Below are 13,644 nucleotides of genomic sequence, written 5' to 3' on the forward strand. Positions count from 1 at the left end.
CCTGTACGGGCTTTAAGGCTCGGGTCGGCCCTGTCCCCGAATCAGGCCAAGAAGCCGACGAGAATTCGACTCCAGAACATGCATGGCGTCCGCAGGAGTGACGTCCCATGCCTTTCCCAAAAACTGCGCGGTCTGACCTGCACTCCACGGCATGACACTGGCACCATCTACCTGCGCAAATGGCCCATCGCTTTCAGGGACGACCTGATCGCGCGGGAGTTTCTTGGCCAAGGCCTGCCCCGCTGCCGAATTGAAGGCTGCTGGGCCAATACTGAACCAGCAGTCCTGTGCTATTGCCGCGTTGAGCTCCGTGGTGGTTCCAGTGAACCAGTGCAGCACTGCAGTACCGTAGCCCGGATGATCGTGCAACACGGCCAGCACATCCTTAACGGCCTGACGCGAATGGATGCTCAGCACTCGACCGCCGAGGGCTGCGCACTGCGCAACGACGGCAATAAACACGCTGCGCTGTACGTCGTAACTCGCCTGAAAGCGCTTTGAGCCATCCAGGCCGACCTCGCCCACTGCCTTCACCTGTCTGATCTGCTCAAGCAGCATGTCGAGCTCAGCGTGACGGGCGCCAACGATCTCCGGGTGCAGTCCGGGAGTGATCAGCACCTTGTCGCTTCCACCCAGCACTCTGGACGTCGCGGTGAACGCACGGGGGCTGGTGGTGACAAGCCACGTGAACTCGTTCCTCTCCTGTGCCTGCGCATAAACGTCACGGGCATTGGGGTATAGGTCGAGGTGGCAGTGGAAGTCCATCAAAGTACGCCATCTCCAGTTAACAAGGCTTCAAGTTCTTGAATGCCATGCGTGAGCACTGAGCGATACTGTGGGCGCTCATCTACTGGAGCAAACGCGAGCGAGGCGCCCAGAAATCTGTCGATACCCTTAGACCGGGTCGTCAAGACAGCCTGTGCCACAGCCATTGGATCATCAGGGCCGCTGGACTTATCGCTCCCGACCAGGCTGGAATACACATACTGGGTGGCATCATTCCCTCCCGTCCATGCTCTGAACGCAGCGCGACGAATCATACAAGGTACGCAGCGTCCGCAGTGCGTGCGGTTATAGGTGCGGAAACGCCCACAGCTGGTCGTCTGCCACGCCAACTGCTGCAGGCGCACCGGATCAAGGCAGTCGTTCATCATTTCGCCCTTGGTCTTGAACCGATAGGGTAATTCCAGCTGCACATTCACTCCAATACCGTCCAGCACCTGCTGGAGCTTGGCTATGAACAGTGGGTGCGTCGTGCGAGTGCTCAAGCTCGATACGCGCCCTGGGACAAGCGGCGGATTCACGCAGATGAACCCGTTCTCAGGAATGAACAACGTGGGGCGAGGGTCGGCCAGCCGCGAGGTCGCCAGCACCGCGAACGCATAGAACGCCAAGGATCGGGCACGCGTTGAAGGTTCTTTGGGGCCCTTGAAGCTGATGCCGTGACTCCACTGATAGTGAGCTCCGTCGCCGCCTAGCAGTTGGGCGTAATCTCGCTGGCGCTGCGAGTCCTCATGCGCCAGTTGCGAGACAAACAAGGGACGCCGCCCTTGAGCTACCAGATCGAGCCCTCCGATCAGGCTATCAAGGCCTCCCGACAGCAACGACACGCAGTCCTGAGGTTTGGCAACGAACTTTCCTTCAGGTGGCGGCATGCCCGCGCCGGTGAAGATCAGCGTCCAGTAATCCCCGGTCAAAACTTTGAGCAGCTGTTCCAACTCGGCTCTGTAAGGCTCCCATCGCAGTGGTTCATGCAAGCCGACGCTGAGCTCAATCGTACGCGTCCAACCATCAGCGCTGGTCTTGCGCATCCCACACAGATCGGTTGCGCACACCGCCAGGCAAAACTGAACGAAATCCCAGGTGGCCGGGCTAGGCCGGAAGCCTTTGCGCTTGAGAGATCCATGCCAGCCCTTGGCAATGGTGCCAACACCCTCTCTCCGGGCGGACTTGAAGTACGAAAAGGCGCGTTCGCCCGGTTGAAGTTCAGCGGGCAGCTGCTCAGCTCTGGCACAAATTACCTTGATCATTCTGCAAAGATCTCCAATGCGTTCTGGAGGACGGTTTGCGCCAGGGTCTGGCAATCCAATCGTTGGCCTGCTAACCCTTCCATGATCCGCTCTACCTCACCGTGTACCCATTCCTGAACATCGTTTCGAAGCTCTTGCACCTGAAGGGGCGAATACTTCAGTTTTTCGTAGGTTTGGCCTAGTTGCTCATCGAGTCGGTTGCACACAGCGTTCCCGATTGTGAAACCGATGACTGAGTTGATTTGCTCATCGGTCAGGATGAAGACATCGACGTCTGGGTCTTTCTGGTACAGCAAGGCCATCGCGTCCGACCCTGCGTTGCGCATCGATTCATCATCGATGCTCCCGGTGTCAGGCATGACTTCCTTGATGAGTTCCAGCACCAGGTCTTCTGCCGAAAGATTCTGGCCACGCACGCGCTGCAGCCAGTCGATCGCTTGCTGGGTGCTGCCATCTCGGACGGCTTCGAGGAACTCACCCAAACGGCCGGCGCCCTGAGCAACCCCGCGCATTGTTCGCGCAGCTCGAGCCGAACCGCCCATTCCCTTATTGATCATGCTGCTGGCGGCACCACGGAGCGCGTCTCTGCCACCACCCGAGAGGTACTTACCCAGCTTGGCGCGAGCCGGCATGAACCGGCGATCAGGCGCTACATCACACTCCTGACCAGTCTCGGCATTATCGTCTTGCCCACCAGGCATGTCGTCGGTGCCTTCGGTTTCCGGTGCGTCGTCGCCGGGCCCTGCTCCCGCTGCACCGCCCTCCCCTTGATCCAGCCACTCTGGATCGAAGGGTGAGCCTGCTTTACCACCACTGCTCGAAGTTGAGGTACCCATCAGCTTGCATTCCTTAGCGCCAGATCGATTGCTTTCTTCGTATTGCCCGCTATTTCCGAATGTTCCTTCCAGGACTTGAGAACATCTGTGGCCCAGGACTGGTTGGCGAGAGAGGGGATGATCCCCGGCCCTACCGATTTCGCTGGCGCTTGGGCCAGTAGGACAGCGGCGCGTTTACCCAGGGATGTGTGCACCTTGCAGGGTTCAATTAGCATGACCATCTCGGTCTTATTCTTCCAAGAGCGGGAGGTGACGGTGCCCTGCCAAGCCTTCACCATGGCGAGCTCAGCCTGCGTGGTATCCAAGGCTCGGATGGCCTGGGTCAGTGGATCGTTACCGCTGGACGCTTTCTTCAACATGTCCCGAAGCTGTCGCGAAGCGGGTGTCATGTTGTCATCGCCAAAGTCTCTAGTAGCCGAGTCGCGACTGAGGTGAAGCAATGGGCGCAAGTCCCTAGCTCCCAGCGCAGGGGCTAGCTGCAGCCACTCCCTCACAAAAAACTCATCCGGGAAGTTATCGGGCAGCCCTGCTCCGCTGGCGGCAAGAGATTCAGCCTCGAGAAGAATGGATACCTCGCCGTCATTGTCGGAAGTCACCAGTGAGGACAGCGTCTTGGCGAGGTCTTCGTTGCAGCGTTCAAGCAGGTGCCATTTGGCTAGCGCAGGGACATCCAATTTGATCCCTTGAGGTGCGGCGAGTGACTGACGCAAGAACACGGTGTTCAGGAACCCCTTCATCAGTCGTGGGTTGGCACTGATTGCGGTGGAGTTGAACATGAGTGGCGCAAGCCCCTCGGCGAGCTGCATAAGCTCCTGAAGCCTCAGGTCACCATCGACCAGCTCAAATAGGAATTGGGAGGTGATGGTCTCGCCCTGCCAACTTTGACTCAGCCTTTTGGGGATGAGCCGCTTGGCATTCTCAAACTTGTCTTGCGCGAACGCTCCAGCTCTGGCCTCGCGTTCCAGCAAGAGCAGTACCAGATAGGCCTTGGCCTCATTCACGCCAAGACGAGGTACGTGCAGAGGTACTTGAATGAGCTTATCGAAGTAGTTAGTCGCGATGTCGTCGTTGATATCGGTTCCTTCAAAGTGCTTCTTGACCGCACCGCGAATGAAGTCATTGTCAGCAGCGATCACGAATGCCGTACGCTTGAGGAACAGCAGAAGGCGGATAGACTCTAGCGTCGAGATGGCCGTTTCAGGTAGGCACCTGTCGAGGTCATCGACAAATACCACCAAGGTCACCCCGAGCTCACCGAGCAATTGCTCCAGCGCATCGCGGAATGCCTGGATCTCGTTCGGAAGAGACATGGGGTTGGCCGGGTTCAAGATACCGAGCGATTTGAGACCAAAGTAATCTGCAGCCCCTTCGTCATCACTGCCCTCGGCGTCGCCACTTTTTGCGCCAGCCGCCTGGTCTTCTCCAGCATCCCCTGTTGAAGATTTGAACCAGCCCATGGCTTTGACGACTGCCTTGCCCACCGAGCCTATGGGCAGCCCGGTCTTGATGGTGAGCGCTGCCTCAGTACTGACCTGTACCAGCTTGAGCAAGTTGATCCTGCGCATCAGGTCGACAGCTTTGTTCCATAGTGTCTGATCACCTTTGGCTAGTTTGAGCACCTCATCGCCAACGATCTGCAGTAACGCACTGCGAGCGCTCTCAAAATCTTGATAAAGCCAAGGGTTGAACGTGATGACAACGTAGCGAGTGTTCTGGGTGGTGGCTGCAGGATCTGATTGGGTGGCTGTGGGCGGTGTCGCTGCACCAGTAGGCAGGTCGGCCAGGCGTGAAGCAATCATCTTCACCAAGGAGGATTTACCCGCGCCCCAGCCACCTGACACGCCGATCGAGATGGGCTCGCCGGCACTTTGTTTTAGAAGACTCGCGCACGCATCTGCGACTACCCCAAAATTTAGGTAGTCCGTCGTGGTTTCGTTATCGTGCCACATGAGCTAAATCCATTTTCTGAGGCGATCGAACCGTCGGCTACGCGGATCCATCGCGATAAGGGGCAAGGCCCGGATTGTAGGCAAGTAGATAGCTATGTGCCACCCACTTGCGACATCCAGTAAAGTCTTCCAATGAAAAAGCGAGTTGATGGGTACCCACTTAACGTCTTTGTGCACTGGAATGTGGTTGCTCGTATTGAAACCTCTTCCCTGGCTAAGAGAGCGGAGCTCGAAAAGCATCGAGAGCACAAATGTACTCCTGCGTGCGCACATCTTGTGACGCCGATAGAATCCAACGGATGACGTTGGCCGGAAATTTCATTTCATGAAGGATTGATGTCACTTAAATCATTCACGGGTGCATTGCGGGGGGCAGTACGAAGCACCCGCAATCTCGGTCAGCGTGGGTTTGGTGACGTAACGAGTCGCGCCTAACTGTCCAAGCTCAAGACCGTGAAATCAAGCATTACGCTGGACAAGCTTGATCAGCTGAGCCTGCGCCTTGGACTAAGCCCAATCACCCTCCTCACACTGACGCTGAGCGAGAGCACCGGTCAGCCGGCGCAAGAGATGGTCGTCAAGTTAAGTTCAGAGTTGGAAGACATTCACCAAAGTGGTGGGCTGTCCGAGTTACGTTTCCCTGCGTGAGAGTGCCCGTTAGCTAGGCCCAACTCATTGCCTGCTCGCAAACCGCGCAGGCCCCAGAGTTCCCCCATCTCGATCCTGCGAGCTGAGTTAGCGTTCATGGATTGATACCCCACACGCATGATCTGATGCAGAGTTAACCAGGAGGCGAGGATGCAACATTGTCGAGCAGTATTCTGAGTTTGGGCAGATCCGGGCTTGGAGCACCATTCTCATGAAGAGGTGCTCGCGGACTGAGCACGACTGGATGTACAAGTCAGGCTTTCCCGCACCAGCGATACGCAGTCGTTCATTCGGATTTATGAGCGCTCTGGCTTGGCGCGGATTGACGAGGCTGCTGCCTGGAGAGATGGTTACCCTCATACGCGGCTGACCGAATGGAGGCTTGCCATTGGCCATCGGCTTGAATGCGGCTTGCGCGACACATGAGCGCCGCCGGAGTTTTACCATTTGCCATTATTCCAGCCAGTTGCTGATGGGCTTGCTTCAGCGCGATGGCTTCGGCGGGTTTGAGATTAGACGTATAGAGATTCATGCTCACTTCCTCGGCGTCTTTGAGGGCCTAATACCTGGGCTTGGAGGTGTAGAAGCGGCTGCGCCATCGATCTTGCTTCTTTCATTTGCAATGGAGAGATCACACCGCAGTTGTTGATTCTCGGCTTGAGCAGACGTAAGCAGCAGCCTTACCTCTAATTCGCGCTCGCTACTTTTGGCTGCGGCCTCATTGAGAGCCTTTGCGTCCTGCCTAAGTGCAGCTAACTGCTCCTGAAGCTGCTCGGTTACGCCAGCGGACTTCGCTTCGGCCATCTTCAAACCTTGGATCTCGGCGGTCAGAGCCTCAATGCGGGCCTCATGGGCATGTAGTGTCTTGGTCTGCTGACGGGACTCTCCCAGTAACCGCTCGTTATCGCGATTCAGGCGTGTCAGGTCGTCCTGTTTCAGGGCCAAGGTTTCCTGAAGCTTGCGCTGCTCTACCTGTGCCTCGCGAAGCTGCGATTCGTGCCGACGCTGATCCTGATCGCGCTGTTCCTTCACAGACTCCCGGTAATGCTCCAGCGCGCCACGCGCGTGAACATGCTTCTCTTCGAGGGACTGGATCTGTTTATCCCTATCAGCGACCAAGGCTTCCAGATCACTACAGCGCTGGCTGATCCCCGCGTTGCGCGTCAGCTCGGCTTGGAGCGAAGACCGCGTGGTTTGAAGGTCAGCGGTTTGGGTTTCAATCGCTGATTGCTGCGTGTCCAGCTGCCGGCGCGCTGCGGTCAGCTCGGACTGTAAATTAGCGATCTGCCCCTCAAGTCCTACCCGTTGCAAATCAAAGGCTGATCGAGCCTGCTCGATCGACTCACCACCCTCCTCCATAAGCCGATCCAAAAGGTTTCCAACCATCGCTGAAAGCTCTTCGCTCAGGCGCTCCCGAGAGGATGGCGGGCGCGGATCGACGGATTCGATCTCTTTGAGATATCGGGCGATGGTTGTCTTCGACCCGGTATTCCCCAGTTCCACGCGCACGGCATCAATGCTTGGGTACGCTCCCTTCGCGAGTAGAGATTGCCTCGCTTTTTGCACCACCGCTTTGTTTATGCCGCCACGGGCCATGGAGTCTCCTACGATTTCATTCTGTGTTACATGTCATGTAATTACGTGACACATTATCATTAGAATGATAAATAAAAAATTCATTCTGTATAAAGCCATAATAGAAGTTTATGGCTTCTTTACCCTTAAAAGGTCTTTAGCCTGCCGGGGTAAGTGTGGAATGCTGGGATCACGCAGTTTTTTGAAGGCGAAAGGTGATGGACAAGGCTGATCGGTACCTCAAGGCAGGCACCCGGGAAAACACTCGCAAGAGCTACCGGGCTGCGATCGAGCATTTCGAAGTGACGTGGGGCGGCTACCTGCCCACCACCGGCGACGGTATCGTTCGCTACCTGGCCGAGTACGCCGACAAGCATGCAATCAGCACGCTCAAGCAACGGTTGGCCGCGCTGGCTCAGTGGCACATCACACAGGGATTCCCCGACCCAACCAAGACGCCCAATGTGCGCCAGATGATCAAGGGCATCCGTGTCGTGCATCCCGCGCAGGTCAAGCAAGCCGCTCCTCTTTTACTTAGACATCTCGAACAGGCTGTGAAATGGCTTGAAGCGGAAGCCGCTGCCGCGCTCGATCGCGGTGACTACAAGACTCTGCTGCGCCACCGACGCTCGATTGCAATGGTGCTGATCGGATTCTGGCGGGGATTTCGCGGGGACGAGCTTGCCAGGCTCACGGTAGAGAACACACAAGCCTATAGTGGTGAAGGCATCACGTTCTTCCTACCTCACACCAAGAGTGATCGCCTGCACGAGGGGACAACTTTTCAGACGCCGGCACTGACAATGCTCTGTCCGGTCGAGGCCTATATCAACTGGATTACCGTTGCAGGCCTCGCGAAGGGCCCAGTCTTTCGCCGGCTGGATCGCTGGGGAAATCTTGCGGACAAGGGCATCCAACCTCATAGCCTGATTCCCATGCTCCGCCGCATCTTCAAGGAAGCCGGACTACCTGAGGAGCTCTATAGCACCCACTCGATGCGACGAGGATTTGCGACTTGGGCATCGGCCAACGGCTGGGACATCAAGGGGTTGATGAGCTATGTGGGGTGGAAGGATATGAAGTCGGCGCTTCGTTACGTGGACGCGGGCATGTCATTTGGTGGGTTGGCCGCGCGGGCAGGCCCCGCCTTGCACGCTCCTAGGTAACCGATGAAGTCTTTGAGGGTGCTAATCTCGAGTATCAGTACTTCGAGCGATATCTTGTCGAAGACGTGAACAAAATCTTTACCCAGATATAGCGGCCCAGTGTTGACCGGAAGCGCTGCATAGGCATTGCGATCCAAGCCGCTCTGTATCATGTGCGAGCCAACGCTGCCCGAGAAATGCTTCGTACAGGCTTCTGCACTCCCCCGTGTACAACCACAAGTGAACACGCACCCTTGATATGTCTGGAGTCTGCACAGGCAGTGGTCGGGTGCATTCTGAGTCCAAAAACACCCTGTGAGGACACCGCATCAACTAGGTCTTCGAACCATATCAAAGCAGGTGGTTTGGAGAAAAATAACGCCAGCTATCGATTTACATCAATGCTCCGAGCGCACGTAAGCCAAAGGTTGCGTGGCACAATAATATCAGTGATCCTTCAGCCCAGGCGCCTTCGAAAAGACACAACTTTCTAGCGCTGAACCTATGGGATTATCCCGCTAATGCCACTCACCTTGCCATTGAGGCGGGACACGGACAAGGCGCACGTTTGCGCTTGGGGAGTCAGAATCGATATGGCGACATGTACCGCACCCAGTAAGGGCCACCGCTCCGCAAGCGCGGCAGCCAATTGTCCTGCGTGTAGAAACCGCTATGGCGGCTATGGAGCACGCTCGTATTCCTCCCCCTCGTACTCTTCACCGTCTTCATCGTCCTCTTCATCTGGTAGCGGTGGGGGGCGGACGTCACGTGCACTGCCTAGTGGGGTTCCGGAAATCTATCGTCGTCCGCTTTCTGAGGTGCCAAGCCTCGTCCGCAGCGAGGTTCCAGCTCCGGCGCAGTCGAACGGGCAAACCTACGACGTGTTCATATCTCACGCATCTGAGGACAAGGACGAATTTGTCAGGCCGCTGGCCAATGCGTTAATTGCAGTTGGGCTCAAGGTATGGTTCGACGAAATGACCCTTCGTATCGGGGACAGCTTGCGCCAGAAAATTGATAAGGGCCTGGTTATTAGCCGTGTTGGACTAGTAGTACTGTCCCCCTCGTTTGTCAAGAAGGGATGGACGAACTACGAACTGGACGGGATCGTTACCCGCTCGGTGTCAGGCGAACAGATCTTGCTGCCGATTTGGCACAACATCACCAAGCAGCAGGTGATGGATTTCAGTTCTTCGATCGCGGACAAGGTGGCGCGCAGTACAGCGGTGCACACCATTGATGAGATCGCTGCAGAGATCGCAGATTTGCTGAAGTCCAAAGATGCCCAAGCATCCTAACGCCAACGCATGCGCAGATCAGACTTGGAGATGATCGGGCATGCACGTTCGGTGCTGCCTGAAGCTGTCACATCTCTGCAGGCTAGGGACAGGGCCCGAGGAGTTGGCCACCGCTTGTCGCAACAATCGAGGCCCCTTTCTACAGGCCATGGTTACAAGGCGTTGGTCAGCCCCACGCCACAGGCGTGTCAATTCCGGAAAAATCCACCCTGCCCGCTCGTTGATATGCGAATACGGCTACTGGACGTAGCAATACTGTCCTCCTCCGTGATCCATGCTCGTCACTCTCGATCTAGGGCTGTCCCAAGCATAACGCCGGTGACGGTTTCGTCGCGCAAGGACGTTAAGCGCTAGGTACGGCATCTCCTCTCAGCCCAACCCTGGTCAGAAGTCAGAAGACGCGTTACGGGTCTGATCAGCCCGGTGAGCCGAGTCCCGTCAGCATCTAGGACGTCCACCTGTAGAAGATTCAACGGCCTTGTAAACCACTTGTCTTACCTGTTAACCACGTCGGTTTACAGATCAAAAAATAGGTTTACAGGCTCGACCTTCCCGACTCAAGCGGAGCCAAAAATCGACGTGGTCAATTGGCATGCGAGTCATTTGAGCCATCGTCAATTTGAGCATTAATGCTAGGTCAGCTGCCTTCGCCAAGCATACGTCACATGACGGGTTTGAGAGAGGCCCCCAGTACACTTCGATGCCCCGCTTCGCGCCTCGCAACACTATGCGCTTACCCACTGAAATTTGGCATTTTTTGGTGTCAAAAAATCGACCACGAAGAAAAACAATTTTCGCAACAAATATGAGTTGTAGGTGGTTCGAAAACTCTGCTAAAAACTGTCCCTGCTGGGTGTTACCACCCAGGTGCTCTTTAAACATGACTCAATATTCGGGCTTGCGGTTGTTGACCAGGAAACTGGTCGCCTTGGTGTTCTCCTTGGCTTTCTTCGTCGCGCAGGTTGTCGCTGCCCATCGCTCCTCAGTGCTTAGCGCCTAGAGTAATCCCCAAGGTTATCCGAGGGTTTGTCTTTATCCGTTGATGCGTTGTGGCGAAATGCGATGCGGCGGTAATGCGGCGGACGGCTTATCAAGGGACTTGATAAGCAGAACTGTGGTTTGTAGTGGCATCTTCAGCGTTCCTTTCGGCCCGGAATGCTTAGCGGCGGGGCAATTTCGCCTGTCGTTAGGAACATCAGTCATGGTTAATTTAAAGAACCTGGCGCGCCGCAAGGCTCGTCAGTCAATGCACAACAGTGAAGATGCCCGTGTCGTCGAGGTAGCTGCACCCCAACCTAAAGCAGGTCGGATTGCGTGGGTAAAAGCAAAGGCAGTGACGCTGCTGAAGTGGATCGCACGTATTCGTCTATGCATCTGGTTATGGGAAAAGGCTGTTGAGGGTTGGGATTTTGTCGAGACGGTAGTAATTCCATTTCTAGAGAACCTCCCATGACACAACAAACCACATCATTCGAATTCAGACGGGCCGGTTCTTCAGAGCCGGCCTATCATCGGAAGCTTGGACATGGATGCTCCGCTCTATCCACACTCCCCCATACACAGCATCAATGCATTGGCACGTGCTCTAGGAGAACCTGCTGAGAGACTTCTTGCGCTCGCTCAGCGTGCCTCCCGCTTGTATCGCTACGTGCCCCAAACAAAGAAAGACGGCATAACTCCCCGACACACTTATGATGCCCATGAGCCGCTGAAGACCATCCAGCGTAAGATCGTAGATCGGATGCTCCGCAAGGTTGTCTACCCACGGTATCTGCATGGCGGTATTAGAGATCGGAAGCTCCCTCGCAGCATCTACTCAAATGCTCGGGTTCATACCGGCGCCAAAAAGGTAATCCTTCAGGACATCTCCGATTTTTTCCCGTCGATCACCACCGAGCACATCCAGCGTTTATTTGTAGGCCTGTTTCGCTTCTCCGCAGACGTAGCTTCCTTGCTTGCGAATCTAGTCACCCGAGAGGGACAAGTGCCACAAGGGGCAAGTACAAGTAGTTACTTGGCGAATCTGGTTTTCTGGGATATTGAGCCGGCACTAGTCACTCGCTTCGAGGCTCAAGGGCTGGCCTACTCGCGCTTCGCGGATGACATCACTGTCTCCAGCAGGAGTCCTATCCCGGCAGCTGTTACCACCCAAGTCATTGCATCTGTCACGTGGATGCTCAGTCAGAAAGGTTGCTTGCAGAAGCGAAGCAAGTTGCACGTCCGAAAACGCGGGCAGGCTTTACTCTCAGGCGAAAGCGCAGAGGCAGTGACGGTTACTGGCCTGGTCGTGGACAAGCCAATTCCGGGGCTTCCTAAGAAAGCACGCCTGGCTATACGCGCCGCTGTGAAGCAACTGGAGGATCGAGTCAAAGGCGATCTGCGCCAGCTTAGAGCAGAGGATGAAAAAGAAGCGCGCCGGTTGATGGGACGCATCGGCAGATTGATCGCTTGCGGGCATCCAGAGGGGCAACGCCTGAAGGCTCGGGTTCGAGTACTACTGACGCGGGCACCACTTCTCGAGAGCTATGCAGCTGATGCCGAGCATCAGCCTCGGTTACCGGCCTCCAAATTACCCTCCTCGTATCCCGATACTCCCACAATTTCAGATCAGTAATCGAAGCCGGGAACCGTCAGGCCAAGTCACCTACCGAACTCCAGCATAAAGGACGATGGTGTCCGCATATTTCTAAGCGGACGTGATCGCCCCATCCCCAGGATTTCCATGCGCGAACGGAGCTCTGATCCCACACTATTCGAAGCCCAGGTCGTCCAGTATGCCAGAGCGCGTCTCAGTTCAAGCCAGCCTTGCCCGGTTGATTATCACCCGTCGGTCTACGTTCCAAGCTGCGCTAAAACCGACTTCCCAAGCTCATGGGGTGTCACCTTTGATACTTCTCTCCCGGAGGATGCCCACAATCGATTGGGGCTTTTTAATGAGACACAGAAGGTCACGCAGAGCATTGCGTCTACAACCAGCTCATTGCGGCCAGGCGGTTCGAGATCCCCAGCATAGAGGGATATAACTTCCCGGCGCCGATACGTGCAATGACCTACCACTTCAAATGTCCATGGATTGTTCAAGTACCAGGCTCGCGAACTGGTTGAGGTCTCGGATCTGTCGGTGGGGTTTGCGCTCTAAATGGAATCCCATGATTCCCGCAGCCCGTGGGCCGTCGCGATCACACCTTTGAGAATCGCCAATCATCAGCACCCGCCCTACTCCACCGGTAAGGCAATGGCTAGGCTGCACCCCCATTTGATTACAAACGGATTGGTAGAGGACAGGATCTGGCTTCACGCATCCCAGCTGATAACTGAAGGCATATCCGTCCAAATTTGGGAAAAAGCTTTTCACGATCGGGCCATATGGATAGGCAAGGTTTGAGCAAATCCCGATTCGGAACCCAGCTTTTCGTAGCAACCCTATGGCTTCGACGGCATCGGGAAAAGGCTGAATCGACGACAACTCCGTTTCCAGTACGAGACTCAACTCATCGAGCTTTGACGGAGTAAGTGCAATGCCCAGCTGCGACGCCGCCGCGTCCAGCGGCTGGTTCGTTGTCATCGCGAAATGCATCGTGTCCGAGGTCAGGGCGAGCCCCTGTCGACGCCCTTCACGCATCAGTTCTCGATAAGGATTCGTCCGCTGACCAATCCGCACAAGGGTACCGAAAGCGTCGAAGATGATTCCACTAATCACAACGGTTTGCTCATCTGGAACAGCACAGCTGCAATCATCACGGCCCCCCCTTTCCAAACTCATAAGGCGCGAACCACTGCCGACAGCGACATCGTTTTTCTACGACCATGATTGATCAAAACGTAGACCTTATTCTGCGTCTCGAAAAACATGCCGTCGCTGAAATCAACCAACGGTGACGAGCGTTGCCATTGGGCGATGCTGCTTTTGGTGGTGTTATTGAAGATGACACTGAGCATCAGCAGCATCACCGGCTTCTTTCCCTCCAAGGCCAACTCCTGAACAACCAATTCCGGCGCATCTAGGTCAAGCCAGACCCACTCATTGACGACGCAAAAGCTTCTGTCCGGGAACCTCGCCTGCGTCATTCGGATTGCTTCTTGAAGATCAATTACCACCCCAGGCATTACAGCGCTTGGGCCAATGATCTGTTCAATATCGTGGTATGACATGGGAACTCCTT

General features: G+C 55.7%; 12 protein-coding genes. 4 read left to right on the forward strand and 8 right to left on the reverse strand.

What is annotated here, in order from left to right; genetic code table 11:
* Nucleotides 1–12: 12 nt before the first annotated feature.
* From qatD to M2401_RS13530, 6 genes are all read right to left on the reverse strand, one after another.
* Complete coding sequence (gene qatD / locus M2401_RS13505; RefSeq protein ID WP_192131641.1) at nucleotides 13–765, reverse strand: Qat anti-phage system TatD family nuclease QatD; 753 nt, start codon at nucleotides 763–765, stop codon at nucleotides 13–15.
* Nucleotides 765–2,030: a Qat anti-phage system QueC-like protein QatC gene (gene qatC / locus M2401_RS13510; protein ID WP_203418033.1), complete on the reverse strand. Its 1,266-nt coding sequence runs from the start codon at nucleotides 2,028–2,030 to the stop codon at nucleotides 765–767. Before qatC ends, qatD begins: the two co-directional genes overlap by 1 nt.
* A complete protein-coding gene (locus M2401_RS13515; RefSeq protein ID WP_259103475.1) occupies nucleotides 2,027–2,866 on the reverse strand; it encodes a hypothetical protein in 840 nt (279 codons plus the stop codon). The genes qatC and M2401_RS13515 overlap by 4 nt, the downstream gene beginning before the upstream one ends.
* Nucleotides 2,866–4,815 (reverse strand): P-loop NTPase fold protein, encoded by a 1,950-nt coding sequence (locus tag M2401_RS13520; protein WP_259103477.1) that lies wholly within the window; start codon nucleotides 4,813–4,815, stop codon nucleotides 2,866–2,868. The genes M2401_RS13515 and M2401_RS13520 overlap by 1 nt, the downstream gene beginning before the upstream one ends.
* 934 nt (nucleotides 4,816–5,749) lie before the next feature.
* On the reverse strand, nucleotides 5,750–5,995 hold the full coding sequence (locus M2401_RS13525; protein WP_192131633.1) for a hypothetical protein: 246 nt from the start codon (nucleotides 5,993–5,995) through the stop codon (nucleotides 5,750–5,752).
* A 2-nt stretch (nucleotides 5,996–5,997) separates the two neighbouring features.
* Complete coding sequence (locus M2401_RS13530) at nucleotides 5,998–7,059, reverse strand: DNA-binding protein (protein ID WP_259103479.1); 1,062 nt, start codon at nucleotides 7,057–7,059, stop codon at nucleotides 5,998–6,000.
* 197 nt (nucleotides 7,060–7,256) lie between these two features.
* Between M2401_RS13530 and M2401_RS13535 the strand changes: the two genes are divergently transcribed.
* From M2401_RS13535 to M2401_RS13550, 4 genes are all read left to right on the forward strand, one after another.
* The gene (locus tag M2401_RS13535) at nucleotides 7,257–8,204 is read left to right on the forward strand and encodes a tyrosine-type recombinase/integrase (protein ID WP_259103482.1); all 948 of its coding nucleotides are present in this window, start codon (nucleotides 7,257–7,259) and stop codon (nucleotides 8,202–8,204) included.
* Nucleotides 8,205–9,001: 797 nt separating this feature from the next.
* Nucleotides 9,002–9,481, forward strand: a complete 480-nt coding sequence (locus M2401_RS13540) for a toll/interleukin-1 receptor domain-containing protein (RefSeq protein WP_259103483.1) — start codon at nucleotides 9,002–9,004, stop codon at nucleotides 9,479–9,481.
* A 1,201-nt stretch (nucleotides 9,482–10,682) separates the two neighbouring features.
* The gene (locus M2401_RS13545) at nucleotides 10,683–10,934 is read left to right on the forward strand and encodes a hypothetical protein (protein ID WP_192131627.1); all 252 of its coding nucleotides are present in this window, start codon (nucleotides 10,683–10,685) and stop codon (nucleotides 10,932–10,934) included.
* Nucleotides 10,935–11,006: 72 nt separating this feature from the next.
* Nucleotides 11,007–12,095, forward strand: a complete 1,089-nt coding sequence (locus M2401_RS13550) for a reverse transcriptase family protein (protein ID WP_259103485.1) — start codon at nucleotides 11,007–11,009, stop codon at nucleotides 12,093–12,095.
* 444 nt (nucleotides 12,096–12,539) lie between these two features.
* Here M2401_RS13550 and M2401_RS13555 read toward each other — a convergent pair whose 3' ends face one another.
* Both M2401_RS13555 and M2401_RS13560 read right to left on the reverse strand, forming a co-directional pair.
* Nucleotides 12,540–13,244 (reverse strand): HAD family hydrolase, encoded by a 705-nt coding sequence (locus tag M2401_RS13555; RefSeq protein WP_310504121.1) that lies wholly within the window; start codon nucleotides 13,242–13,244, stop codon nucleotides 12,540–12,542.
* On the reverse strand, nucleotides 13,241–13,633 hold the full coding sequence (locus tag M2401_RS13560; protein WP_192131623.1) for a DUF6957 family protein: 393 nt from the start codon (nucleotides 13,631–13,633) through the stop codon (nucleotides 13,241–13,243). The genes M2401_RS13555 and M2401_RS13560 overlap by 4 nt, the downstream gene beginning before the upstream one ends.
* Between the last annotated feature and the right edge of the window lie 11 nt (nucleotides 13,634–13,644).

Origin of the sequence: Pseudomonas sp. JUb42 (assembly GCF_024807945.1) — a bacterium.
Lineage (GTDB): Bacteria > Pseudomonadota > Gammaproteobacteria > Pseudomonadales > Pseudomonadaceae > Aquipseudomonas.